Raw genomic sequence first — 26,061 nt, forward strand, 5'->3', positions numbered from 1 at the left:
GGATTATGAAGACTCAGTCTACAACTAAAGGCTTTGCTATCCTATCTGCTGCTGGAATGATAGTAAAGCTTTTATCATTAATATATGTACCATTATTACAACACTATGTAGGTGAAGATGGATATGGTATATACTTTTATACCTACACTATATTTGCTTTTATTTATGTAATTACAAACACAGGGTTATCCTCGGCAATTTCAAAAACTGTATCTGAACTTACTGCCTTAAAAAACTACAAGGATGCAGTGAAAGTTTTTAAATTAGCTAGAGCTTTATTATTTGTAATAGGTACTGTAATGTCAATATTAATGCTAATAATGGCTAGGCCGTTTTCAGCATTTATAAAGATTCCTAGTGCATATCTTGCAATTTCTGCACTAGCACCTGCTGTTTTACTTACCTCAATTGCATCTTCCTATAGAGGATATTTTCAAGGCAGAGGTGACATGAATGCAACAGCAGTATCTCAGGTTCTTGAGCAGATAATGAATTTGGTTTTCTCCATAATATTTGCAGCGTTACTTAGAAGGCATGGAGTAGGAGCTGCTTGTGCTGGTGCAACAGTAGGTACAACCATTGGAGCCTTGGTCTCAGTAATATACCTGCTGCATTATTATAAGAAAAACAAGAGTTATAAGATTCCAAAGGAGTATAACTCAGAAGAAATTATTAGATATTCCAATAAGGGGCTTTTTAGTAAACTCATTAATTGTTCTATTCCACTGACCTTAAGCTGGGGTATGCAAAATGCAGGTGGATTTATAGATACTTTATATACTAAGAGAAGACTATTAACAGCTGGCTTTAATGACATTGAGGGAGATACGAAAATTGGGTATCTTGGCAAATATCAAACACTTATAAATGTGCCTATTACAATAGTTTCAGCACTCTGTTCAACTATTTTACCTGTTGTTTCAGGGGCAGCTGCAGTGAATGACAGGGCAGCAATAAAAAGAAGCGTAGACTATGCCTTTAAGACCTGTCTACTAATTGCAATCCCTTCAGCTGTGGGTCTTGCAGTTTTAAGTCAGCCCATATTTAACACTTTATTTGCACGATATAGTTCAGGAGCAGTATTAATGAAGTATGGCTCTGCAGTGTTAATATTTATGGCGATTGTTCAAATTCAGGCTACCATACTTCAAAGTATTGGCAAGCTGTATATTTCTACTTTATATATAGCTGCTGGAATAGTTGCGAAGATTATTTTAAATTACATACTTATTGCAAAACCTAATATCAATATACTTGGAGCAGTTTTTGGAAGTATGGCAGCTTTTTTAGTTCCACTGTTATTAAACAATTACCTTATTAAGAAAAGTTTAAAAATAAAATATAACTTATTAAAGTTATCTGTAAGACCGTTAATAGCAGCAGCCTTTATGGGAATAATAGCATATGTTGTGCAATTCGATGTAGAATATGTACTTGGTTTTGTGTATAAAGGTTATTTTACACAATTGGTATCTACTTTTGCTGCTATAATTGCAGGAGTTTTTAGCTATCTTTATGCATTAATCCTTGTTGGTGGAATAACAAAAAGGGAAATAGAAATGATACCTCATAGATTCAGAAAATTTATACCAAAAACCCTTATGAAAAGAATAAGATAAAGGAAAGTCTATAATGGACTTTCCTCATTTATTATAGAAATTGATAAGAAAAAGGCAAAGAAGCTGAATATTATTATGGTTATATTTTTTAACATTAAATAATCATTTGAAATTACATTATTAATTATGTTCACTATAAAATAAATTAACAAGGTTATAAGTAGATATATAATAAGTTCGCTAGATCTAAAGCTTATATTACAATATTTGCCTATTTCATAAGTATTAATAATGAGTAAGATTATGGAGGTAATAATTAAGGTGATTCCATAGCCATATATGTTTATAAAGCTTATACCTGTAAATATGTAAAGTAAAACTACTTCCAAAACTGAAACTATAAGTGAATTTCTAAGAAGTATTCCTTGTTTACCTAGTCCGTTTAGTATTCCAAAAGTAGTTGAGGAAGTAAAGGCAATAGGTGCTGAGCAAGCTGCAAATTTAATATAGGGACCTAAATCTGATCGGTTAAAGAATAATTTGCCCAAGGAATCAGGTATACTTATTCCAATGACAAGGGTGCTCATGCCAAGCAAAAAAGCTATTTTTATAACCTGCATAATTCTACTTTCTAATGCATAATAATCTTTTCTATCCAAAGCCTTTGAAAGATCCGGTACTAAGATGGTTGCAATAGAGTTAATAACAAGCAGTGGGAAAAAGATAATGGTCATTGCCATACCTGAAAACTTACCTATTAAGGATAAGGCTGTGCTATATTGCAGTCCTGCACTAATTAGTCTTCGAGGAACTATTAAGGTTGAAACTGTAGAAAGCACTGTAGACAAAAATCCATTTAAGCAAAGGGGTAGCGAAATAACAAGTACGTCAAATAATAGCTGAGGTCTGCCTTCTCTTTTAGTTTTTGCATAAGGTATTCTTTTTCTATCTGCTTCATAAAAGACTGTAAGCAGCAGTAAGCTTACAAATTCTCCTATACAAAGGGAGATATATGCAACAGTTACTGTATTATTAATACTTGGAGTCCTTAACATATTTATAAGTGTTACTATTACTGCTATTCTTACACCTTTTTCTAATATGTCTATAAAGGCAGGTACCTTTACCTTAGATGTTCCATAAAAGAAACCTTTTAATATTGAAGACATAGCTACAAATATTAAGGCTGGTGCTATAATTTTTAATGAATTTAAAGTTCTTACATCCTTTATTATGTTCTTACTTATAAAAGGCGTTAAAAGATAAAATAAAGAGGCAATTGTAATACCTATAATTAAGTCAAATACAATTGTAGTCTTAATAGTTCTATGTAAGTTTCTGTAATCACTTTTACCATAGTATATGGCTGCTACCTTGGAGATTGCAGTTACCATTCCACCACAGATAAGGCAAATAAAGAGATTATATATAGGCATTACGAGTCCATATAGTCCCATGCCTTCAGGACCTAATTCCTTAGAAAGTAGAATTGAGAATATAAAACCTAAAACACCTGTAGATAGGTTGGAGATAGTCAATAGTAAAGACTCTTTAAAAAAGTCGTCTTTTTTCATAAAAAAACCCCACATAATTCATAACATTAATAATTATGTGAGGATAATTAATTATATTCTATTATTTTAAGTTTTCTGGATTAAGTCCCTTAAGCTCATCTATTACAAATAAACCGTCTTTTCTTATAAGGACATCGTCAAAGTAAATTTCGCCTCCGCCATATTCTGGTCTTTGGATAAATACTAAATCCCAATGTACTGAGGATTTATTGCCGTTAAAGGCATCATCATAGGAAGCACCAGGTGTAAAATGAATAGATCCTGCTATTTTTTCATCAAATAAGGTATCCTTCATAGGTTTTAAAATATATGGATTTACTCCAATTGCAAATTCACCCACATATCTAGCACCATCATCTGTGTCGAATATTTTAGTTATTCTTTCAGTATCATTTGCAGTTGCCTTTACTATCTTTCCATTTTTAAATTCTAATCTTATATTCTCATATGTAAAGCCATTATATACTGCAGGAGTATTATATGAAATAACACCATTAACAGAGTCTTTTACAGGGGCAGTGTATACTTCACCATCTGGAATATTTAGCTTTCCATCGCATTTTATCGCAGGTATACCTTTAATAGAAAAACTCAAATCAGTATTAGGGCCAGTAAGTCTTACCTTATCTGTTTTTTCCATAAGTGTAACAAGTGAATCCATTGCCTTTGACATTTTACTGTAATCTAAGTTACAAACATTAAAATAAAAATCTTCAAATGCCTCTGTGCTGCTGCTGGCAGATTGAGCCATTGCATAGTTTGGATATCTTAAAACCACCCATTTTGTCTTAGGAACTCTAATGGCACCATGAACAGGATTCCAAAGATACTTCATGTTCATAGACATATTTTCAGCAGGAACATCTGCGGTTTCAGTTATATTATTTCCTGCTCTAAGACCTATGTAAGCATCCATTTCTGACATTCTTAAAGCTTCATATTTTGCCATCATATCAAGCTGTTCCTTGCTGCAGTTCATAAGTAATGCTCTATCAACTTCTTTGTCCTTTATTGTTACAAAAGGTATAGCACCAGCTAAATATGCTTCCTTAACTAACTCTATTACAAGTGGTCTTTCAAGGCCGATAGCTTCGATTAAAACCTTTTCACCCTTCTTAAGCTCACAGGAATAGTTAATTAGATTCTTTGCTAAGGTGCTTATTCTTGGATCTTTCATAGTATATTCCTCCTTTTAGTCGGAAGCACTGAGCAATTAAGCCCTCTCGCTCCCGCTCGATAATTGCTCGTAAATGTCCATTTAGGACATTTACCTCCTTTTAGTGGTCAGCACTAAGTAATTAATATTACTCGTTAACCTCCATATAATCAAAATATAGTAAACTGGTAATAAAACAACAATTTTAATCTACCATCAAAATAATATTATCAGATAAATTTTAATATTGCAAAGATATTTTTATAAAATTGCCATAAAAAATTGCAGAATTTATATATTATAAAAGATTAATGTCATAATTTTGGTTATTGTTTAATGTGCGTTTCAGTAAGCAGTAGTAATATACAAAAAAATAGCTGCTTATAACATATACCTTCACAAAATAAAATATATATAATTAAAAGAATGTAATTTAAGAATGGAGGAAAAATGAAAAAGGTTGTAATATTTACCGCTGCAGCATGCAGCCTCATAATTTTATTTATATTTTTAAAAGGATTTTATAAAAATCAATACATAGACTTAAAGGATAGCAAGCTAAGTTATGAAATAAAGTATAAAGGTTTATTTAAAGCAAAGGACTTTACAGAAGATAAAGTGGGAAATTATTATATTGCCTATAAGGATAAAATACAATTTATAGATGCAAAAGGTAAGAGCTATGATGTTTTAGTGGACAAGAACCTAAATATTAATTCCTTAGAGTTTTATAAGGATAAATTATATTTTGCCAGCAATAATAAAATAATTAGCTTTGATTTAAAGAAAAAGGAGCAAAAGGTAATTATAAATGATTTACCTAATTATGGTGATTATAATGAAAGTCTTATTAAAATAGTGGGTGATGATTTATATATTACTATAGGTGCTGCTACAAACTCTGGAGTAGTTGGGCCGGATAATATTTGGATGCAAGAATATCCATTTTTCTTTGACCTATCTCCAAGAAATATTTCGCTTAAAGGAACAACTTTTGGAAACGAGAAGACTGGTGCTTTCATACCCTATAAAACAAAGAATTTAAAAGGGCAATTAATCCCTGGACATTTCCCAGGAAATGGTACAATAATTACCTATAATTTACAATCTGGTGCTGCAGAAAACTTTGCTTGGGGCATTAGAAATATTAAAGGAATGGATTTTAGCAGTGATGGAAAACTTATGGCTTCAGTAGGGGGAATTGAAAATAGAGGACTTAGACCTCTATCAGGTGACACAGATTATATATATGAAATAAAAAAAGGAGTTTGGTATGGCTGGCCGGATTATAGTGGAGGGGATCCTGTAACCTCTCCAAGATTTAAAAGTGATAAAAATAAGATAGAATTTTTATTAGATAATCATCCTTCCTCAAATCCACCAGCACCCATATATCAGCATAAATCACTTTCCGCTTTAAGTATACTTACAGTTGATAGTAAAGCTCAAGTCGGAGAAAAGGATTGTATATATTTTTATGATAACAGAGACAATATTCTATATACACTAACAAAAGGAAATGTTTTAAAGGAAATGGCTAAACTAAATCAAAATACAGATTTATCAGCAATTCGAATTTATGATAAATCAATACTTTTACTGGATAATAAAGAAGGTTTTCTTTATAGCTTGCATATTAATCCAAATAGTAATATATTTAAAATAAATAAAAATATTATATATTATTTTATATTTATTTTATTGTTTTCAATAACAATAATTATATGGAAATATAGCAGCAGTGCTGATAAGCAATAAACAATTGAACCGTATAACAAAGGAGAGGCAGGTTCTTAAATGAAAAAAAGAATCGAAAATACCTATGGGAAGGCATTAAGAGGAATGATGTTTGCAGTAAATCCCATTAAGAAAAAGGTATTAAAGACAAACTGTACTATACATAAGTTTATAAACATTCAAGCTGTTGAAATATTAAAGAATGAAAGCTATATTGAGGAACATGAATTTTTTAAGGAATATATAAAGCCCTTGAATGAAGGTGTAACCTGGGCGGATCAGGACTTTAAAAGCTCTAATCATTTTTATCACTTTAGTAAAGGTAAAGGGTTGTATGGGTTTTCAGATGCACTTACTGAATTCAAAAAGTACTATAATAAATCTTTAAACTGCTATAAATTAAAAGATATGGATAGAGCAATGTTTTTCCTTGGTGCCTGCTGTCATCTAATACAGGATATGACCGTTCCTCAGCATGTAAATAATAAGCTTCTGAACAGTCACAGACAATTCGAAATGTGGATAATTAAAAGATTTTATTCTGATTATTCATTTTTGATAGATAAAGGGATTGTCCAATATAAGTCAGTTGATGAATATATAAAAAACAATGCCTTATTTGCAAATAATGCTTTTCTGAAATATTCGAGTATTTATAGCAGAGAAGAAAGGTATGGTAAAATAGCTGCTGCGGTAATAAAAGAAGCACAAAACACAACAGCAGGCTTTTTGATTGACTACTATAACACCATAAAAATTAATAATAAATAATTCTTCCAATATTTGGAGGAATTATTTTTTTTCTGTAGAATTAGTGTATTAATAGTTAATAAAGGGGTGAAGTAAATGGCACTATTTTCAGTTTCAAATTTTAATAATAAAATAATTATTAATATGGAAAGAGAAGTCTTGACAGGTAATGTTTTAGATATAGGAGAGAAAAACCAGGGCATTATATATAGTATTTTCAAGCATTATAATGAGGAGGCCTCTTTAGAATATGTAGCAAGTAGAGATGATAAAAAAGAGATTCAGGAAAATAGCTACGACAGCTGCATTATGCTTTTTTCTTTAAGAAATATTTGGCTAAAAAAAAGCAAAAGAGAATTCATTAAAGAAATTCATAAATTTTTAAAGGACACTGGTGTATTACATATATGGGACATAGATAAACCATATTTAAAGCTTTCTAAGTGCAGTATAAAAATTATGCTGCCAGAAGAAAAGGTTAAGATAATTAACATAAATGAACTCAATTTGCTTAAGGATACTTCTAAAAATGGAACTTTAAAACTTCTAGAGGATTACTTTGAGGTCATTGATTTTAAGTGTTCGGATAATATATACTATATTAAGGCAAAGAAGAAAGGATGTTCAATTAATGAAACTACTACTAGTGGGAATAAATTCAAAATTTATACACAGCAATTTAGCAATAAGATATCTAAGAGCTTTCACAAGTGATATTAATTATGAATGTAATATAAGGGAGTATTCAATAAATGACAGAGCTGAGAAAGTTGTTGAAAGCATTATACATGAGAAGCCCAATATAGTGGCTTTTTCTTGTTATATATGGAATATAAGCTTTGTAAAGCAAATAGCAGTTTTAATAAAATTAATTAATAAGGATATTAAAATATTATATGGGGGTCCAGAAGTATCCTTTAATAGTGATGAATTTTTTCATAATCATCCAGTGGATTATATTATTGAGGGAGAGGGAGAAGAAACATTTAGAGAATTTGTCTTAGCTTTTAAGGAAGGTCTAGAACCTGATAATATAAAAGGTGTATATTACAAGGAGGGCAGCCTGATTAAATATGGCGGCAGAAGGCCTTTAATGGACATAAATAAACTGATCTTTCCCTATGAAAAAGATGAAGACTTAAATAATAAAATAATATATTATGAAGGAGCCAGAGGATGTCCTTTTAATTGTAAATACTGTCTCTCATCTACAATCCATGGTGTCAGGTTTTTAGATATAAATAGGGTAAAAAAAGATTTAAATAACTTAATAAATAAAAAGGTTAAACTCATTAAATTTGTAGATAGAACCTTTAATTGCAGCAGCAAATTTGCTATGGAGGTATGGAGCTATTTAATATCTTTAAATACTGATACAACCTTTCATTTCGAAATCTCTGCTGATATCTTAAGAGATGAACAGTTAGAACTTTTAAAAAGTGCTCCTAAAGGTAGATTTCAATTTGAAATAGGGGTTCAAACAACTAATTATGAGATTTTAAAAAACATCAATAGATTTGTATCCTTCGAAGATATAAAGAGTCAAGTAAATATATTAAATGGCTTTGGAAATATTAAGCAACACTTGGATTTAATTGCAGGACTTCCAGGAGAAAATTTTGAATCCTTTAAAAGATCATTTAATGAACTTTATAGTATTAGGCCTGATGAGATTCAACTTGGTTTTCTTAAATTATTAAAAGGGTCCCCAATGAAAGAAGAAGCTAATAAATGGGGTATTGTCTCTTCCCCCTATGAACCTTACGAGGTTATTAGTACGAAGGATATAAGCTACGAGGAATTGACCTTGTTAAAAAAAGTAGAAGAAATGGTAGATAAGTACTATAATTCTGGTAAGTTTAATAGTATACTAAAATATTTTCTGCCTAAATTTGAAAATCCCTTTGAATTTTACCTAAATTTAGGTTTGTTCTTTAGTGAGAAAGGATACTTTAATAGAAGTCTATCTTCAATAGAATATTATAAAGTTTTTTTAGAATTTAATGCTGAGGTAATTAAGGAAAGAAATGAAAATTTAATAGATATAATAAAATACGACTTTTTAAAATTTAATAAGAAAAAATATCTTCCCAACTTCATAGATAGAAATATTGATAAAATTACAGAAAAGAAAATAAAATTAGCAATTAAAGAAAAAATAATCACCATTGATTATTTAAATTATAACCTTGAGAAATTTAATATAGATATTAATAAATTTCTAAGTTCAGGTAGAATAATTAATGGCAGTTTCTATTATATTTTTGATGAAGATAATACTGAAAATGTTTTAGAAATAATTGCATCCATATGACTTATTATTTATTTATCAGAATTGTTAATAGGCTTAAATACTTATAAAAAATACGGGGGTAAGTAAATGGCAGTGAAAGAGATTCTTAGATTTGGAAATCAAAAGCTAAAAAGGGTTAGCAGAAAAGTTGATATTATAGATGTTGAAATTATTAAATTAATAGAGGATTTAAAGGATACACTCTATAGTACCACTGGTATTGGGCTTGCAGCCCCTCAAATTGGCGTGTTAAAAAGAGTGATTTTTATAGATTTAAGAGAAGGAAAGGAAGCAATTGCATTAGTAAATCCTAAAATTGTTGCGAAGGTAGGCAAGGAGGAAGGCATAGAAGGCTGCTTAAGCTATCCAGGTTTTGAAGGTTCGTTAATCAGACCAAAGAAGGTAACCGTACAAGGAATGGATATTAACGGCAATACAGTTCAGTACAATGCAGAGGGGCTACTTGCAAAGGCATTTTGCCACGAAATTGATCATCTTGATGGAATATTATACATTGATAGGGCTAGAAAGGTGTATAAACTTGAAGAGTAAATAAATTTTTATATTTTTCTTTACAAATAACATTTAACTCTGTATACTGGTGTATATACAGGTGTATATGGAGGGTTTAGTATGAAAGATATAAGAAAGCTGACCTATGCAGCATTATTAACAGCATGGGTAATTATTATTCCAATTTACTTCAAAGGACTTCAAGTAGTTTTGCCGCCATTTACTGCAACAATAACTGCTCATGTACCTATTTTTCTTGCCATGCTTCTAGGACCTGAAGCAGCGGTTATGGTAGCACTTGGCTCTGCACTAGGATTTTTTATATCCTCACCAATATATGTAGCAGCTAGGGCATTAATGCATGTTATTGTGGCTTTAGTGGGCGCTAATTTAATTAAAAAAGGGAAATCCTTTAATACTGCACTTATTGTTACTGCGCCAATACATGCAGTTTTAGAAGCACTAGTGGTAATACCTTTTGGCTTTACCATGTATAAGGTTTTAATAGTTGTTGGAGTTGGAACACTACTGCATCATTCTGTAGATGCTGTCATCTCATCTGTACTTGTTAAGTCTATTTCAAAAGCAACTAGAAAAGACTTAATTAAGGAATTCTCATCAAATAGATAATCAGATAAGAGAAGCTGTGACAAAATAACTTTAGCAGAATGAAAAGATGGCTACAATATATAAAATATGCTAATGTAGCATATTTTATATATTGTAGCTATTTTTATGCATATAACTATAGTTCTAAGTATTTCTTTAAAGAAGCTTCCCATGTAGGCATTTCTATTTCAAAACAATTCTTCAATAAGGACATATTAAGGATTGTACATTTTGGCCTTGGTGCTCTATTAGAAATAAAATTTTCAGGTATTTCTATAACGTCCTTTTTTATATTTAAATTATTAAGTATTGTTTTAACCCATATTGATTTTTTAATGGCACCTGCATTAGTACAGTTATAAATTCCATACCTATCAGTGCAAATTATTTTTTCAATAACTTTAGTTAAATCACCTATATAGGTGGGGGAAGATATTTCGCTTGAGCACATAAATAAAGGTACTTCTTTATTTTCTATAACATTTCTTACAAAGCAATCTTTGGATCCATAAATCCAAGAGGTCCTTAGTATAAAGTATTTAGAACAAATTGTTCGAATAAGCTTTTCTCCAGCTAACTTAGTTTTACCATAAACATTTATAGGTGAACATAAATCTGTTTCATAGTATGGACCTATCTTATTTCCATCGTACACATTATTGCAAGAAAAATAAATAATAGGTATATCTAGTAAACTGCAAGGATATGCAACGTTTAAGCTGCCAATAGTATTAATACTGTAAGCTGAGGTTTCGTCTCTTTCACATAAATCTACATTTGACAGGGCGGCAGTATGCAGTACTATATGAGGCTTTAAATTTCTTATCTTTTCTATGCACATATTTTTATCTGTTATATCTAAATCATTTTTATTTAATGCAAATATTTTATGATTTTTACTTAAGCTTTTAATAAGATAGCTGCCTATGTTGCCATCTGCACCAGTAATTAATATGTTCATTTAATCCCTCCATAGCAAATATTCTATGTGGCAAATATTTTAAGATTCATTAAATTATATGAATTTAATAATGATACAATAATAGATATTGACAAATATTTATATTGAATATAAAATATTATTTTACGTGTAGAAATAAGGGGTGATTATATGAGTATAGAACCTAATGAATTTCTTCAAGAAACAAAAAAGTTAAATGATGTTAAAGCATGGTTAAAAGCTGAAATAAATATTATAGAGTCAAATGATGATATTCTTAAAGAAAAAATTGCAAAACTGAAAAGACAAGCAAAAGGGAAATATAGTGAAGAGCTGGAAACAACGCAAAGACTTTATGAGATAACTCATAAGAATCTCAAAAACTACAGCGAAGCCGAAGGGCAGACTTTCTTTGCCAGAGTAGATTTTAGAGAATATAGAAAAGAAATGGAAAGCTTTTATATTGGTAAATTTGGATTAGGAGATAGTAAGACCGGAGACGAGGTTGTAATAGATTGGAGAGCTCCTATAGCAGATTTATATTACAGCGGTACTCAAGGAGAAGCTTATTACAAAGCACCTATTGGAGTTATAAATGGCGAACTTTCTTTAAAGAGAAAATTTTTAATTAAAAATGGTAATTTAACAGATGCCTTTGATGAAGGAATTAATGAGATAATACTTAATTCAAAAGAAGAAGAGGGTACAGCTCTAATTGACGAGTTTCTGAAAATAAGTTTAGAAGAAAGTATAAGCAGTAAGCTCAAGGAAGTAGTTGCAACTATACAAAAGGAACAAAACGAAATTATCAGAGCTGAAAAAAATGGGGCATTAATCGTTCAAGGTTCAGCTGGTTCAGGAAAAACAACTGTTGCTCTACATAGACTTGCATATCTGCTTTATAAATACAAGGATAAGCTTTCAGGAAATGATATCTTGGTTATTGCACCAAATAAACTTTTTTTGGATTACATCTCAGAAGTACTTCCAAACTTAGGTGTTGACATGGTAAAACAAAAGACCTTTGAGGAACTAGCGGTGGAACTTTTAGGTATTAAAGGAAAGGTCTATAGCAAAGACAAAAAGCTATCTGTGGTACTTGAAGAAGTAGAAAAAGAAAAAATAAAGTATATTACTAACAGCAGTAAATTAAAAGGCTCCTTGACTTTTAAGACAATTTTGGACAGGTACATAAGATACATAGAAAAAAGAGATTTAGAAGTTCATGATATTACAGTAGAAGACTATGTATTATTTGATAGTAATGAGATTAAGAGATTATATTCGAAAGATATGGTAAATTTGCCTATTAATAAGAGAAAAGATGAAATCAAAAGATATTTTTTATTAAAACTTAATGGAAAGATAAATGAGGTATTAGACAAAATAGATTTCTCTTACGAATACTTGCTTGCTAGAACAAAAAGAGTTATGGAAGATGGCAGCTTAAGAAGGCAAAGACTAGTAGAGCTTTATGATGAAAGGGATAATAAAAAGGAATATATTAAGAAAAAGGCAAAAGAATGCTTTGAGGAATATTTTACTAATTGGAGAGAAATAGACACAAGTAAGTTATATCAAGCCTTATTTAATAATAATGAAATTCTTAGTGAAGTTGTGGAAGATAAAATTCCAGGTAAACTTTTAAGTTATATTACAGAAGAATTAAATAGTAATATTAAAAATGGAATAATAGATAGTGATGATCTAGCAGCTATGCTGTATCTTAAGTTTAAAATTGAAGGAATATCTGAAAAATACAAGTTTCAGCATTTAGTAGTAGATGAAGCCCAGGATTACAGTATGCTTCAAATATATATATTAAGAAATCTAACAGGGAATAATTCCTTAACCTTGGTAGGAGACATAGGACAAGGTATTTACTATTATAAAGGTATAGAGGACTGGCAAAAAGTTGTTAGAGATGTTTTTGATGGAGATGCCAAGTATACTCCTCTTACTCAAAGTTATAGATCAACAGTAGAAATAATTGAATTTGCAAATAAGATTTTAAAAAAGCAAGCTAACAGCTTAAAGCCAGCTATTCCTGTATTAAGACATGGGATGCCTCCTAAAACTATAGAATTTAAAACAAAAAATGAGTTCGGATTATTAATGGATAAAGTAGTAGAAGAAGTGGAGGTAGCTGGAAGGAAAAGCATTGCTATTATAGGAAGAACCTATGAGGAGTGCAAGTTAATCAATGAGATAATGAAAAAAAGCAATAACTATAAATGGGAATTAGTAAAAGATACAGATAAGAACCTTAGCTTAAATAGAATTATTATACCTTCCTATATGACAAAAGGCCTAGAATTTGACTGCAGTGTGGTTTTTAATTGTAATGATACTAATTATAGTGAAAGTGAATTAGACAAAAAGCTTTTATATGTTGTATTAACAAGAGCACTTCATTTTCAGTATGTGTTTTTTAACGGTAAGATTTCTAGCTTATTAGAATAAGTTAGAAATCTTTTAAATTTTATTTAAAAAAAATACATATTATGTTAGAATAACAAAGGGAGAAAATTGTTTAGACTAGGGAGGATAACTTGATATTATGGAAAGTATTAATTTAAAAGATAACATATTTTATGTTGGTGTTAAAAACCCTGAACTAAGAGTATTTGATGTAATCATGGAAACAAATAAAGGTACTTCATATAATTCCTATTTGATTTTAGATGAAAAAATTGCATTAATAGATACGGTTAAGGATGGTTATTATGAAGAATTCTTAATCAATATAAAGAATATTATAGGGGAAAGAAAAATTGATTATATAATAGTTCAACATACAGAATTAGATCACAGCGGGTCACTTTCAAGGTTATTAAAGGATTTTCCAGAAGCAGTAGTTGTAGGGTCAATAGCCGCCATTAATAACAGCAGACAAATAACAAATTTAGATTTTAAGTCCAGGGATATAAAAGAGGACTTAAACCTTGGAAATACAACCTTAAAATTCATTGCAGCCCCAAATCTACATTGGCCGGATACAATCTTTACCTATGCAGATAATCAGGAAGTTTTGTTTACTTGTGACTTTCTTGGCAGCCATTATTGCCCCGTATCGGATCTTTATGAGGACTCATCTGAAGAATATTACCACGAAATGAAATATTATTTTGATGTGATTATGGGACCCTTTAAAAAATTTGTTTTAATGGCGTTAGATAAAATAGAAGGTTTAAAAATAAGCCTTGTGGCTCCAAGCCATGGCCCTATTCACAACCATGATATAGATAAGTATTTAAATACATATAGAGAATGGGCAGAGTTTGAAATGCCTGAAGATAAAAGAATTGAAATATTTTATGTATCAGCATATGGCAATACAGAGAAGATGGCAAAATACATAGAAGATAAGCTTACGCTTAAAGGTTATAAAGCTTCAGCTCACGAAATAACTTCAATGAGTATAGAAGAAATAACTAGCCTTATAGAAAAATCTTCAGGTATACTTTTAGGTTCACCAACAATTAACCAAGACGCATTAAAACCAGTATGGGATATTTTATCTGTTGTTTGCGCAATAACCAATAGAGGAAAGGCTGCAGCAGCTTTTGGCTCCTATGGCTGGAGTGGGGAAGGGGTTAAAATGCTGACAGATAGACTAAAAAGCTTAAAATTTAAAGTAGTAGAGAACGGACTTATGTTTAAGTTTGTAGCTTTCGAGGAAGACTATAAGAAAGCGGATGATTTCATAGAAAAATTTCTTGAGCTTATGAAATAAGTTAAATTGTAACAAAAGGAGTGTAGTAATTGGAAGATAAAATGATTATGTCTTTTCTTAATGAGGAAGGAAAAAAAGTTGATTTTGAAGCTGTAGCAGAAATCTATTTAGAAAATAGAAAGTATTTGATATTAGCACCTGTTGAAGCCTCAAATGAAGATGATGCCTATGTGTTTAGGGTAGATAGCGAAGAAGGAAAAGAAGTATATAATATAGTTGATAATGACGACGAATTCTTAAAGGTTAATAAAGAATACAAAAGAATACTTTATAATGATAAATAATTCTAAAGGGATGTGAAAATTATGAATAAAGATGCAATAATTAAAATCTTAAGTGAAAATAATCTAACCTCAATTGAAGAAATACCTTATAATGACGAAGTCACTGTGCTAAGGTTTTTTTATGAATTTGATGAGGATGAGATAGAAGCTGCCAAAGCTTATTCCAATGATGAAAGTAAAGATGAGGAAAACAAAGATGAGTGGTATGAGGAATTTTTCCTGCCTTATCTAAATGATTTAGCAGTGGATAACGTTGGAGAGATTATTGAAGATATAATGGATAAACTTAACATAGACTCTCAATTTGTTTCCTATGAAATGGATGAGGAAGAATACAGCTCCAGTGAATTTATTGCTGCCTTTTCTGAGCAAGGTAAGCTTAAAGAAATTGAAGATATTTTGGAAGATTTAGAATTATAATTTAACTAAAACTATTATATTACAGTTGAAAAAAAGTAGAAACATGATATAATAATAATATACTAATTCCTGAGATGTACGCAAGGCTTATAACGTTCAACCACAGTAATTCATAGGGATTTGCAACAGATTTGTTCTATGTCATGCTTCCTAATATGGTTTATCCATATTAGCTTATTTAGAAGAAGGCAGAATGCAGATGAGCAGAACCCACCTGCTAATGTGCGGGTATGAACAAATAAGCTATACGGCATGTTGGGACTATTACTAAAGTAAATTAAAACCACAAGTTTAAAACTTGTGGTTTTATTTTTGAAACTAATATTTTCTAAAAAGAAGATCTTCACAGAAACTAGTAAGGAAATTTTTACTATCACATTCAGGTAAAGTACTTATCTTTTTAAAGGCTCTATCCGTATAACGTTTTGCTAAGGATTTTGCTTTATCAACTCCGCCAAGATCTATTGATAAACGGATTAAAGAATCAATATCCTCATCTGTATAGTTATCCTTTAAGATTAAGGGTAAAAGTGCCTCTTTATCTTTTTTAAGAGCATATATTAGGGGTAGGGTATATATACCTTCTTTTAAGTCATTACCAGTGGGTTTTCCTAATTGGTTATCTTCGCTTGTGTAATCTAATATATCATCTATGATTTGAAAGGCCATTCCAATATCATATCCTATGTCGCTAAGTGTTTTAACTAGTTCACCTGAACAATTACCTTCAAAAGAACCTACATAGAAGCTCATTGAAAATAAAGCAGCTGTTTTTGCAGCAATCCTTTTTAAATACTTTTTAACACTTAACTCCTTTGAATAACGGGAAGAAAATTGTTCAATTTCACCTGTGCATATATCAAAAATTGCATTAGATAGCAATTTCATATTATCCATAGAAGTATTATCCGAAAGCATCATAAAACAACGGCTAAATAAAATATCACCCATAAAAACAGCGTAATCTTTTCCATATTTTGATTGTATTGTCTCATTGTTTCTTCTTGTTTTTGCATCATCAATTATATCGTCATGTACTAAGGTAGCCATATGAAGCATCTCTATTACAGCTGCTAAATTACATAGCTTTTTTGAATCGTAATTACCAAAGCTTCCAGATAACAATACAAAACCTGGTCTTAAAAGTTTTCCGCCTGAATCAATTAAGTCCAAAAGGGCATTTTCAATTAATTTATTATTATTTCTTACGTTTATTTTCATAATTCTTACTACTTCTATTAAATCAGTGTTAAGTAGTTCAAATTTATCCCAAAAGTTGTTCATTTAATCACCCTTAAAATATTTATTGTTTCTTATACTTGTGTAAAAAGGTAGTTTATTGATATATTTCATTAGAAATCTTGAAGTAATTCCAACAAAAAATCCAGTTCCAATGCCAGCTATAGCTAGCACAGGTAAATATACAATAATATTTATATTATTAATAATGAGTGCAGCGGCAATGATTTGGCCTAAATTATGAAAGAATGCACCAGTAATACTAACCCCAATAATACTTATATAATTTTTACCTAATCTCTTAATAACATACATTGCAAGCAAGCTTAATATTCCACCGGAAATGCTGTATAAAAAACTTGAAATAGAACCACCGAATAGGGTAGATAGAATAATTCTTAGCATCATAACTATAAATGCATCCTTTAAAGAAAAAATATATAAGCATACAGTAGTTATTATGTTAGACAAACCTAATTTTGCACCAGGAGCTATAAATGGAATAGGAAGCATTCCTTCTATTACATAAAGAACAAGAGCCTGAGCAACGAGTAAGGAGATAAAAGTTATTTTCTGCGTTTTTCTCATTGAAACCTCCCCTAAAAGGATACAGTATCAGATTCTGTATTATCACCTTTTATCTGAACAACTAATTTATGAGGTAAGCATACCAATACAGAACCAGGCTTATTAATTGCACCATCCTTTATGCAAATCTTATCCTTGCAATCAGCATCAATTATTCTTACTTTGCCATTTTGAATTTCTATTACATTTTCACCTAAATCATTTTGAACTTTAATTTGTTCCTTTGTGCTATTATCTAAGGGAAGCTTTTTATAAAGCTTCCCTTTAACTTCAATTTCTACATATTTATTTTTATAATTTTTTTGCGAATTATAAATAGCAAACCCAGAGGAACCAATGGTTATTATTACTAAAACAATTATAACTACAAAGTCTAAAGGCTTCAATTTCATTGTTATTCCTCGCTTTAAAAAGACATTTTTGTATTAATTTTTAGTTGCAGCATGTTCAATATAAAGGTAAGACTTTCTAGCAAATTTAGTATTATTCCACCATTTTTTAAGGAATGGCATAACGTAATAATCTAATCCTAGAGCTCTTCCGCCTCCGCCTATTAAAGCAAAGCAAGCAAATATATACCATAGTATATCATATCCTGCCATACCAGATATTATAAAGTTAAGACATAAGAAAATTGAACCTGCACTTGCGATAAAAGTAAATAGTCCTGCTATTAAAGCTAAACCAAATGCTAATTCTGTGAAAACAATTATAACCTGGAACTGGAAACCAACAGGTCTTAATAAATGCATAAAGCTTACAAAAAAATGTGGTGGAGAGCTAAGTATAGGAGTTACAGTTGCTGCGGCAGCTTGTGCGCCTTCACCAGCGGCGGCTGTTGCTGAAGCAGTAGCATCAGGCATAAATAGTGGAATCTTTAACTGAGATAACCATCCAGTATTAATTTTATTAATAGCTTCAAGTGTCCACATAACTCCAACATAAACTCTTAAAATTGCAAGCCAAAAGCTATGTGATTTGGCTGAAGCATGACCACCAAGGATAGAACGTCTTTCCTTAATATCAAAGAATTCATGTTCAATATAAGACCAGCAAGCATTAAATCCAGCTACGCCAAATAAATAATGTAAATTTACTAAATGTTTCATAGCCATTGCTAAGAAGCCTGACAAAGAAACACCTAGAACACTGGCAACTGCGTATCTGCTGCCTATTGAAACCATTAATCCATGATAATTAGTTTTATGACCTTTCTTTTCCTTATGTGAAATTTCTGCTGCAATATTTTCTACTGCAGTTTCTGCTGTTTGTATAGCTGTCTCAACTATTTGAGGAAGACCCTTGCCGTTTTCTTCAATATATGAATTATCACCAATTACATAAACCTCGCTGTAATCAACAGACTGCATATATTCATTAGTTTGGATTCTTCCAGCTCTGGAAGTAGTTAGTCCTAAATTTGCAGCAAATTTGCTCGCTTGTACACCACAAGTCCAAATTAATGTGTTTGTCTCAATTTTTGTTCCATCTTTTAATGTAGTAACTTCCTTATCTACATTAGTAATAGGGGAGCTTTTTAAAATCTGCACACCCTTCTTTTGTAAATATCTTTCTGATTTTGCAATAAGGTTATCATTTAAAATTGGAAGTATTTTATCTAAAGCTTCAACTAAAATTAGTTTTACTTCTTTTTCATCAATGTAATAGTTTCTTGCAAGCTTTTCCTTCCATTCAATAAGTTCACCTAAAGTTTCTACGCCGGTAAAGCCAGCACCTGCAACAACGAAGGTAAGCATCTTCCTTCTTGCTTCTGGATTTTTTTCCTTTGCAGCTTTTTTAAACATATTTTCAATATGTTCTCTAATTTTTAAGGCATCATCAAGTGACCAAATGGTGAAGCTATTTTCTTTAACACCAGGAACACCAAAGAAAGCTGGTTCGCTTCCAGCACCAAGAATCAAATAGTCATAATCATAAGATTCTAAGTCAGAAGATAAAGTCTTTTTGTTAAAGTCTATCTTTGTAATTTCATCTAGAACAACGTTAACTTTTTTAGCACTAAAGATCCTTTGTAAATTAATTTGAACACTATCTTGTTCAACTCTTCCACCAGCAACTTCATGAAGCTCTGTCATAAGTGTATGATATGGATTCTTACCTATTAGAGTTATCTCTACGGTATCATCCTTTTTAAATTTTTTATGTAGCATTTTTGCTGCATGAACTCCAGCGTATCCTGTCCCCAAGATAACTATTTTTTTAACATTACCCATTTTTGGCCTCCCAGTTTGACAAATTTTTGTTTTATTTTATAACATATTATATGATTATATATATATTTTAAATTAAAAACTTCGAAATGTCTACCTGTAAAAGAAAGTAAATTTAGAAATTATCAAAGAAATTAATGAAATTTATTGTATAATTATCAAATGTGCAAAAACTAAATCTTCTGATAATATATTGACAATGCTAAAATATGGTGTTAAGATATTAACGAAAGAAAATTAAATTTTGGGGGGAATAAAATATGAAGAAAATTATTACATTAGTAATGATAGCTGCACTTACAGTTACTAGTTTTGTAGGTTGCTCAAAACCAGCACCAACTCCAACAAATGATACAAAACCAGCAACAACAACACCAGCTGATACAAAACCTGCTACAACAACACCAGCAACAACAAATGGACCTAAAGATGGTACTTATACAGCTGAAGATACAGCTGATTCACATGGATATAAAGGTGTAGTATCTGTTACTTATAAAGATGGCAAGATTACAAACGTTACATTTGATGAAGTAACTAAGGATGGAAAGAAAAAGAGAGATGACGCTAGTTACAATTCTCAAATGAAAGCTACAGCTAAGGTTTCTGCTGTTGAAGCTCAAGATAAATTAACTAAAACATATCTTGATACTCAAAAGGTTGATACTGTAACTGGAGCAACTGAAATGTCTGCTAGATTTAAGACTCTAGTAGAAAAAGCTATTGCATCTAGTAAATAATCAAGACATAAATTATTGCAAATTTTATGGTTTTCAAACGGAAGACTAATAATTAGAAGGTTTTGCCTTATGGCAAAACCTTTTGTTTTTCAATGAAAAGTAAATCATTACACTAAACTTCCTTGTAAAATAAAAAAATAATTCCTCCTTCATCTTAAAAAGATGTAATTACTTTTCACTTGATTAATTTAATATTTAATGTAGAATTAATATAACAAAAATAATAGAAAGAGGATTCAATATGAACGCTCAAGAACTTGTAGATAGAATTAACTTTTTATATAAAAAAAGTAAAGAATCAGGACTTACAGAAGAGGAAAAAGTTGAACAAAAAGCCTTAAGAGAAAAATATATAGATAATGTTAAAAGAAATTTCAGGGCTCAGTTAGACACTATTGAAAAGAAGAATTAAATTTAAGATATAAGAGGAAGTGAATTTAAATGGCTGTCACTATTGAAAGCCTTATAGAAGACCTTAAACTAGAAATAATAATACAAGGTAAAGCAAACAGAGAAATAACCTACAGTGATATGAATAGACCAGGCCTTCAATTTTCTGGTTTCTATAACTATTTTGCTAATGAAAGAGTTCAAATAATTGGAATGGCAGAATGGAGTTTTTTAGATGCCATGCAGCCAGAACTTAGAAGAAAAAGACTTAAGAAGTTTTTTCAGTTTGAAACACCATGTATTATTATAAGCAGGGGTTTAGAGCCTCATGAGGAGCTCATAGCTTCAGCAAAGGAAAATGGAAGATGGGTTCTTAGGACAAATAGCATTACAACACGTTTCATAAGTAAGTTAACTAATTACTTAGATGATAAATTAGCCCCAGAAACAAGAATGCATGGGGTTTTAGTTGATGTTTATGGAATAGGTATTTTAATTACTGGAGAAAGTGGAATAGGAAAAAGTGAAACAGCTTTGGAATTAATAAAAAGGGGACATAGATTAGTTGCAGACGATGCAGTGGATATAAAAGAAATAGATGGCATCCTTAAAGGGAAAGCACCCTTTATAACATCCGGAATGATGGAAGTTAGAGGTATGGGTATTATTGACGTTCCAGCTTTGTATGGTCTAAGTTCTGTCCTTACCGAAAAAACTATTCACATGGTTATCTATTTAGAGCAGTGGAAGGACGAAGAGGATTACGATAGGCTGGGAATTGAACAGAATTACATAGAAATCTTGAATGTACCAATTAAAAAAATGACCTTACCAATAAGACCTGGAAGAAACTTAGCTGTAATTATAGAAGCTGCGGCAGCTAATTATAGATACAGCCTTAATTCAAGTATTTCACCAGTAGATACTATAAATAGTAGGATAGGATTAGGGTAAAATTTATGGATAAGAAAGAATTAAGAGAACATATGGTAAATACAAGAAATTCTATGTCAGTAGAAAATAAGGCTGCCAAGGATAGGAATATTTTTAACCAGGTTATTATGAGTAAGTATTATATTGAAGCAGAAACTATAATGACCTATGTAAGCTTTGGATCAGAGGTAGATACACTATGTATAATAAAGCATGCCTTAGAGAATAATAAGATTGTTTGTGTACCAAAGATAATAAATGTAAGCCAGGGAATGAAGGCAATTAAAATTCAAAGTCTAGGTGATTTAATAAAGAATAAAATTGGGATATTGGAACCAGTTAGTTTTGATAATGAAATTGAGTCAAAGGATATTGATTTGTTTTTGGTACCTGGTCTTGCCTTTGATAAAAGCGGTGGAAGAATAGGTTATGGTGCAGGTTATTATGATAGATTTCTAAAAGCTTCAATGGTTAGCAGCGTAAAAATTGGTTTAGCCTATGACTCTCAATTAATTGATATGGTACCAATGACTGAAAATGACGTATATATGAATATTGTTATGCACAATTAAGAAACAGATTTTTATACAAGTTGGTGAGTTTATGATTATTTTAGATATCATAAATAATTTTAAGGTAGTTGAAGAGAACATCAATATTAAAGATGGACATTATTGGATACTTCTTAAGTCTGATGAATTGTATAAAATAAAAAATATGTATGTTTTGGAAGAAGAGAGCTTAAATGAGTGCGTCAACATTGAGCAGTTCCCTAAACTAAGTTTTTTTTCAGGGTATACCTTTATTGTATTTAATGTACTTCAATATAAGGATATAGAGGTAGTATCAAAGGAGTTAAATATCTTTTTAAGTAAGGATTATATCATTACTGTATACAAAGATGAACTAAATATTTTACAGAGTCTAGTTGACGACATAAGAGAAAATAAGAATTCTTTTATTCTAAAAGAAAAAAATAGAACCGCCATAATTTTATATTACATATTAGATAGAATTATATTAAGAAATTATGATGTAATTTCATCCTTAGAGGCTTATGCTGACAAAATAGAAATAAATATACTCAAAAGCCCAAGACAAGAGCAGATAAATCAATTAATTCATCTTAGAAGGCAGGTATATAAGATCAGAAAATATTTAAATCCATTAAGGTATATAGGTGATAGTCTCGTAAGTAATGAAAATAATATTATTGAAAAAGAAGATATAGTATACTTTAAAAATTTAAATTTGAAAATTGAAAAGCTAATGCTTTCTCTTGAAGGTTTAGTTCAAGACTTGGCCCTTGTAAGAGAAGCCTTCGAATCAGAAATATCAAATAAGACTAATGATATAATGAAGGTTTTTTCGATAGTAGCCAGCATCTTCCTGCCTCTTAATCTTATAAGCAGTATGTATGGAATGAATTTTAAAAATATTCCATTTGTTGAACATGAAAATGGTTATTATATTATTAGCTTTGCTATGGTGCTCATATCTTTAGGACTATTATTTCTATTTAAGAAAAAGAAATGGCTGTGATTTGTATTTTTGTTTATAATTTGATAGAATAAAAGTGTTAATTACTATATTTTAGGGGGTATAAGCTATGGAAGAAGTAAACAAAAGTTTAAGCAAAAAATATGAATATGCTTGGGAAAAGTATTCAAAAGAAGAACTGGAAAAAGTTTTTTTATTAAGCAATAGATATAAGAATTTTATGTCTAATTGCAAAACTGAAAGAGAATGTGTTAAAGAATTTATAACTTTAGCTGAAAAAGCAGGTTTTAGAAATTTAGAAACTCTTATTAAAGAAAAGGTAGCACTTAAGAGTGGGGATAAAGTTTATGCAAATAACATGAATAAAACCTTGGCACTCTTTGTTATTGGTTCAGAACCTTTTGAGAAGGGGCTAAAAATACTTGGTGCCCATGTGGATTCTCCAAGACTTGATTTAAAACAAAATCCATTATATGAAGACACAGATTTGGCAATGTTCGAGACTCACTATTATGGCGGAATAAAAAAATATCAATGGGTTACAATTCCTCTAGCAATTCATGGTGTAGTTGTAAAAAAAGACGGTACTGTAATTAACATTGTTATTGGAGAAGATGACAATGATCCTGTAATAGGTATATCTGATTTACTAATACATCTTTCAGGAGATCAGATGCAAAAGAAGCTTGATAAAGGTGTAGAAGGCGAGGATTTAAATGTTCTTGTTGGAAGTATCCCTGATATGGATAAGGAGTCTAAGGAAAGAGTTAAGCTAAATGTTCTTAAAATATTAAATGATAAATATGGAATTGATGAAGAAGACTTTGTTTCAGCTGAACTAGAAATAGTACCAGCTGGAAAAGCAAGAGATTACGGCTTAGATAGAAGTATGGTTTTAGCTTATGGTCATGATGATAGAGTATGTTCCTTTACTTCTTTTGAAGCTCTATTAGATATAGAAAATCCAGATAAAACCTGTGTAGCCCTACTTGTAGACAAAGAGGAAATAGGTAGTGTTGGGGCAACTGGAATGCAGTCTAAGTTTTTTGAAAATGTAGTTGCAGAAGTTATGGAACTTGCTGGTGACTATAGTGAACTCAAGCTTAGAAGAACCCTTACAAATTCAAAGATGTTATCTTCAGACGTAAGTGCTGCCTTTGATCCTAACTATCCTTCTGTTATGGAAAAAAAGAATGCTGCTTACCTAGGAAAAGGAATCGTGTTTAATAAATATACAGGAGCAAGAGGTAAATCTGGCTGTAACGATGCAAATCCAGAGTATATGGCTGAACTTCGAGCAATAATGGAGAAACATGGTGTTAGCTGGCAGACTGCTGAACTTGGTAAAGTAGACCAAGGAGGCGGAGGGACAATTGCATATATTCTAGCTGAATATAACATGCAGGTAATAGACTGCGGTGTTGCCCTTCAAAATATGCATGCACCATGGGAAGTTGCAAGTAAAGCTGATATCTATGAAACAGAAAGAGCATACTACGCATTTTTAAAAGAAGCATAAAATAAAGCTGCTGGAATTGATTCCAGCAGCTTTTATTTTATTAATGCCATTTAATAAATGGGATATTTTCTTAAACAAAATGCAATTACTTATGAAAAATTGGCTTCTCATACCAGGTATTTAAATAATCATAGGTGTCTTCTAATTTAGAAAATAGTTCCTTAGGAAATTCATTGGTTTCAAGCTCCACTCCTGATGGCAGCAATCTATTTAAGGAACCCATAAACACACCACCTATTAATGTAGCACTATAGTTCCAGCTGCAATTAAAGGTTTCAATAAATGAAAGTACACCTGAGGAAAAAGCAGGTGCTATGTACGGCTTAAAGCCAAAGGTTCTAACATCTAAATTTGCATCTTTAGTCCTTTCTGTCAGATACTCAGATAGCTCTTTATTATAGTTTTTAATACTATCTGCTACTACAACTCCTTCACCATGGGGGCCAAAACACCTTCCTTCAGTTTTGTACTTATCAGCGCCATTTACCTCAGCAAAATAAGCTGCCCTTCCATGCATTACACCTAATCCGTAACCCCTTATCTGTTCGGGTGCCAGCCCCTTATAATCCATATTCCCTTCTGAATTTGTATTACTTGAGTTAAAGGCAATTTTACAAAGTAAATCAACAGGGTCTGACATTACAATAAATAAACCTTTATAATTTCTTTCTCGAGCAAGTTTTGAATAATATTTAAGTATTTCTGCATTGCCTTCAAATTGTGCAATCCTAACATCTTCAGGTTCTTTCCCAACTTCAGGCACTCCTACAGACACACAAAAGACAAACATATCGCAGTCAAATAAATTACTATCCTCTAAAGGAATTATCTCAGGAAAATTATAATCTAAAGAGGGTGAATAAATCTGACCAGCTTCATAGTGCCATCTTTTAATTCTGCTGTTAACAGAGTCAAATATACCTATTTTATTGACCTTCTCTGATGCAGTAAGCCTAAGTCCAGCTGCCAAGTTTCCACCTACATCTCCCAGACCAACTATATTTACATTCCACTTTTTCGGAAGGTAATCAGTAAGGCAGCTTTCCCACCCAGGAAAAGCTGTATTTACACATTTTACTTCTCTTTTATTAATTTTTTCTTGCAGCCATAAAGGGATATATTCATTATAATTTTCTGTTTTTTTTAATAATTCAAGTCCTTCACTTTCTAGAAAAAGTAAAGAAGGGTGAGTTACTGCAAAACTTTTTCTGCTTTTATTAGGAGGCATGTTTGTTAGAGAATAAATAATACCAATCGAATTCTTAGCTTCTTCTTCAGTTAATGTTTCATAGCCAAGTCCGGCTATTTTAGAAAGAACTGTTTTACCATTGATTTTATAAAATATCATAA

At 30.9% G+C, this 26,061-nt stretch carries 25 protein-coding genes and 1 other RNA gene; 18 read left to right on the top strand and 8 right to left on the bottom strand.

All coding sequences use genetic code 11. The annotated features are described in order from the left end of the window. The first annotated feature begins 5 nt into the window (after nt 1–5). Nucleotides 6–1,619, top strand: coding sequence for a putative polysaccharide biosynthesis protein (locus ACJDUH_RS06445; protein WP_406764332.1), 1,614 nt, complete (start codon nt 6–8; stop codon nt 1,617–1,619). 8 nt (nt 1,620–1,627) lie between these two features. Here the strand turns inward: ACJDUH_RS06445 and spoVB are convergent, their stop codons facing one another. Both spoVB and ACJDUH_RS06455 read right to left on the bottom strand, forming a co-directional pair. Then, entirely contained in the window at nt 1,628–3,133 is a 1,506-nt protein-coding gene (spoVB, locus tag ACJDUH_RS06450) for a stage V sporulation protein B (protein ID WP_406764333.1), read from the bottom strand. Between the two features lie 61 nt (nt 3,134–3,194). Beyond that, the gene (locus tag ACJDUH_RS06455; RefSeq protein WP_406764334.1) at nt 3,195–4,310 is read right to left on the bottom strand and encodes an aminopeptidase; all 1,116 of its coding nucleotides are present in this window, start codon (nt 4,308–4,310) and stop codon (nt 3,195–3,197) included. 429 nt (nt 4,311–4,739) lie between these two features. Here ACJDUH_RS06455 and ACJDUH_RS06460 point away from each other — a divergent pair, with 429 nt between their 5' ends. The 6 genes from ACJDUH_RS06460 (at nt 4,740) to ACJDUH_RS06485 (ending at nt 10,212) form a co-directional block, all read left to right on the top strand. Further along, on the top strand, nt 4,740–6,047 hold the full coding sequence (locus ACJDUH_RS06460) for a PQQ-dependent sugar dehydrogenase family protein (protein ID WP_406764335.1): 1,308 nt from the start codon (nt 4,740–4,742) through the stop codon (nt 6,045–6,047). Nucleotides 6,048–6,086: 39 nt separating this feature from the next. Further along, nucleotides 6,087–6,797 carry a zinc dependent phospholipase C family protein gene (locus ACJDUH_RS06465; RefSeq protein ID WP_406764336.1) on the top strand — a complete coding sequence of 237 codons (711 nt, stop codon included), beginning with the start codon at nt 6,087–6,089 and terminating at the stop codon, nt 6,795–6,797. Between the two features lie 75 nt (nt 6,798–6,872). Next, nucleotides 6,873–7,490: a class I SAM-dependent methyltransferase gene (locus tag ACJDUH_RS06470; RefSeq protein WP_406764337.1), complete on the top strand. Its 618-nt coding sequence runs from the start codon at nt 6,873–6,875 to the stop codon at nt 7,488–7,490. Further along, nucleotides 7,408–9,090, top strand: a complete 1,683-nt coding sequence (locus ACJDUH_RS06475) for a B12-binding domain-containing radical SAM protein (protein ID WP_406764338.1) — start codon at nt 7,408–7,410, stop codon at nt 9,088–9,090. Before ACJDUH_RS06470 ends, ACJDUH_RS06475 begins: the two co-directional genes overlap by 83 nt. 66 nt (nt 9,091–9,156) lie before the next feature. Further along, nucleotides 9,157–9,621, top strand: coding sequence for a peptide deformylase (gene def / locus ACJDUH_RS06480; RefSeq protein ID WP_406764339.1), 465 nt, complete (start codon nt 9,157–9,159; stop codon nt 9,619–9,621). Nucleotides 9,622–9,702: 81 nt separating this feature from the next. Then, entirely contained in the window at nt 9,703–10,212 is a 510-nt protein-coding gene (locus ACJDUH_RS06485) for an ECF transporter S component (protein ID WP_406764340.1), read from the top strand. Nucleotides 10,213–10,327: 115 nt separating this feature from the next. On the opposite strand, the gene ACJDUH_RS06490 is transcribed toward ACJDUH_RS06485, so the two are convergent. After that, nucleotides 10,328–11,152 (bottom strand): SDR family oxidoreductase, encoded by an 825-nt coding sequence (locus ACJDUH_RS06490; RefSeq protein ID WP_406764341.1) that lies wholly within the window; start codon nt 11,150–11,152, stop codon nt 10,328–10,330. A 150-nt stretch (nt 11,153–11,302) separates the two neighbouring features. Between ACJDUH_RS06490 and helD the strand changes: the two genes are divergently transcribed. The 5 genes from helD to ssrS all read left to right on the top strand — a co-directional run bounded on the left by helD (nt 11,303) and on the right by ssrS (nt 15,837). Further along, the gene (helD, locus tag ACJDUH_RS06495; protein WP_406764342.1) at nt 11,303–13,594 is read left to right on the top strand and encodes an RNA polymerase recycling motor HelD; all 2,292 of its coding nucleotides are present in this window, start codon (nt 11,303–11,305) and stop codon (nt 13,592–13,594) included. 97 nt (nt 13,595–13,691) lie between these two features. Further along, the gene (locus ACJDUH_RS06500; RefSeq protein ID WP_406764343.1) at nt 13,692–14,867 is read left to right on the top strand and encodes an FprA family A-type flavoprotein; all 1,176 of its coding nucleotides are present in this window, start codon (nt 13,692–13,694) and stop codon (nt 14,865–14,867) included. A gap of 29 nt (nt 14,868–14,896) precedes the next feature. Further along, a complete protein-coding gene (locus ACJDUH_RS06505; RefSeq protein WP_406764344.1) occupies nt 14,897–15,151 on the top strand; it encodes a DUF1292 domain-containing protein in 255 nt (84 codons plus the stop codon). A 21-nt stretch (nt 15,152–15,172) separates the two neighbouring features. Then, nucleotides 15,173–15,571, top strand: a complete 399-nt coding sequence (locus tag ACJDUH_RS06510) for a hypothetical protein (protein WP_406764345.1) — start codon at nt 15,173–15,175, stop codon at nt 15,569–15,571. 63 nt (nt 15,572–15,634) lie between these two features. Further along, nucleotides 15,635–15,837, top strand: a non-coding RNA gene (gene ssrS, locus ACJDUH_RS06515) — 6S RNA. A 52-nt stretch (nt 15,838–15,889) separates the two neighbouring features. Here ssrS and ACJDUH_RS06520 read toward each other — a convergent pair. Genes ACJDUH_RS06520 through ACJDUH_RS06535 form a run of 4 tightly spaced genes read right to left on the bottom strand, consistent with a single transcriptional unit; the run spans nt 15,890 to nt 19,632 of the window. Further along, on the bottom strand, nt 15,890–16,855 hold the full coding sequence (locus ACJDUH_RS06520; RefSeq protein WP_406764346.1) for a polyprenyl synthetase family protein: 966 nt from the start codon (nt 16,853–16,855) through the stop codon (nt 15,890–15,892). Continuing rightward, nucleotides 16,856–17,398: a Gx transporter family protein gene (locus tag ACJDUH_RS06525; protein ID WP_406764347.1), complete on the bottom strand. Its 543-nt coding sequence runs from the start codon at nt 17,396–17,398 to the stop codon at nt 16,856–16,858. Between the two features lie 11 nt (nt 17,399–17,409). Next, a complete protein-coding gene (locus ACJDUH_RS06530; protein ID WP_406764348.1) occupies nt 17,410–17,790 on the bottom strand; it encodes a NusG domain II-containing protein in 381 nt (126 codons plus the stop codon). 33 nt (nt 17,791–17,823) lie between these two features. After that, nucleotides 17,824–19,632, bottom strand: coding sequence for an FAD-dependent oxidoreductase (locus ACJDUH_RS06535; protein WP_406764349.1), 1,809 nt, complete (start codon nt 19,630–19,632; stop codon nt 17,824–17,826). Nucleotides 19,633–19,889: 257 nt separating this feature from the next. Here ACJDUH_RS06535 and ACJDUH_RS06540 point away from each other — a divergent pair, with 257 nt between their 5' ends. The 6 genes from ACJDUH_RS06540 (at nt 19,890) to ACJDUH_RS06565 (ending at nt 24,711) form a co-directional block, all read left to right on the top strand. After that, the gene (locus ACJDUH_RS06540; RefSeq protein ID WP_406764350.1) at nt 19,890–20,369 is read left to right on the top strand and encodes an FMN-binding protein; all 480 of its coding nucleotides are present in this window, start codon (nt 19,890–19,892) and stop codon (nt 20,367–20,369) included. 241 nt (nt 20,370–20,610) lie between these two features. Then, nucleotides 20,611–20,781: a DUF896 domain-containing protein gene (locus tag ACJDUH_RS06545; RefSeq protein ID WP_406764351.1), complete on the top strand. Its 171-nt coding sequence runs from the start codon at nt 20,611–20,613 to the stop codon at nt 20,779–20,781. A 29-nt stretch (nt 20,782–20,810) separates the two neighbouring features. Next, complete coding sequence (hprK, locus tag ACJDUH_RS06550) at nt 20,811–21,713, top strand: HPr(Ser) kinase/phosphatase (RefSeq protein ID WP_406764352.1); 903 nt, start codon at nt 20,811–20,813, stop codon at nt 21,711–21,713. Nucleotides 21,714–21,718: 5 nt separating this feature from the next. Beyond that, nucleotides 21,719–22,264: a 5-formyltetrahydrofolate cyclo-ligase gene (locus ACJDUH_RS06555; RefSeq protein WP_406764353.1), complete on the top strand. Its 546-nt coding sequence runs from the start codon at nt 21,719–21,721 to the stop codon at nt 22,262–22,264. Between the two features lie 31 nt (nt 22,265–22,295). Further along, nucleotides 22,296–23,234, top strand: a complete 939-nt coding sequence (locus tag ACJDUH_RS06560; protein WP_406764354.1) for a magnesium transporter CorA family protein — start codon at nt 22,296–22,298, stop codon at nt 23,232–23,234. 67 nt (nt 23,235–23,301) lie between these two features. Beyond that, nucleotides 23,302–24,711 (top strand): aminopeptidase, encoded by a 1,410-nt coding sequence (locus tag ACJDUH_RS06565; RefSeq protein ID WP_406764355.1) that lies wholly within the window; start codon nt 23,302–23,304, stop codon nt 24,709–24,711. Between the two features lie 85 nt (nt 24,712–24,796). Here the strand turns inward: ACJDUH_RS06565 and ACJDUH_RS06570 are convergent, their stop codons facing one another. Then, on the bottom strand, nt 24,797–26,059 hold the full coding sequence (locus ACJDUH_RS06570) for a Rossmann-fold NAD(P)-binding domain-containing protein (RefSeq protein ID WP_406764356.1): 1,263 nt from the start codon (nt 26,057–26,059) through the stop codon (nt 24,797–24,799). Nucleotides 26,060–26,061 lie beyond the last annotated feature (2 nt).

The sequence above is a fragment of the Candidatus Clostridium radicumherbarum genome (assembly GCF_045310525.1).
Taxonomy (GTDB): Bacteria; Bacillota; Clostridia; order Clostridiales; family Clostridiaceae; genus Clostridium_AT; species Clostridium_AT radicumherbarum.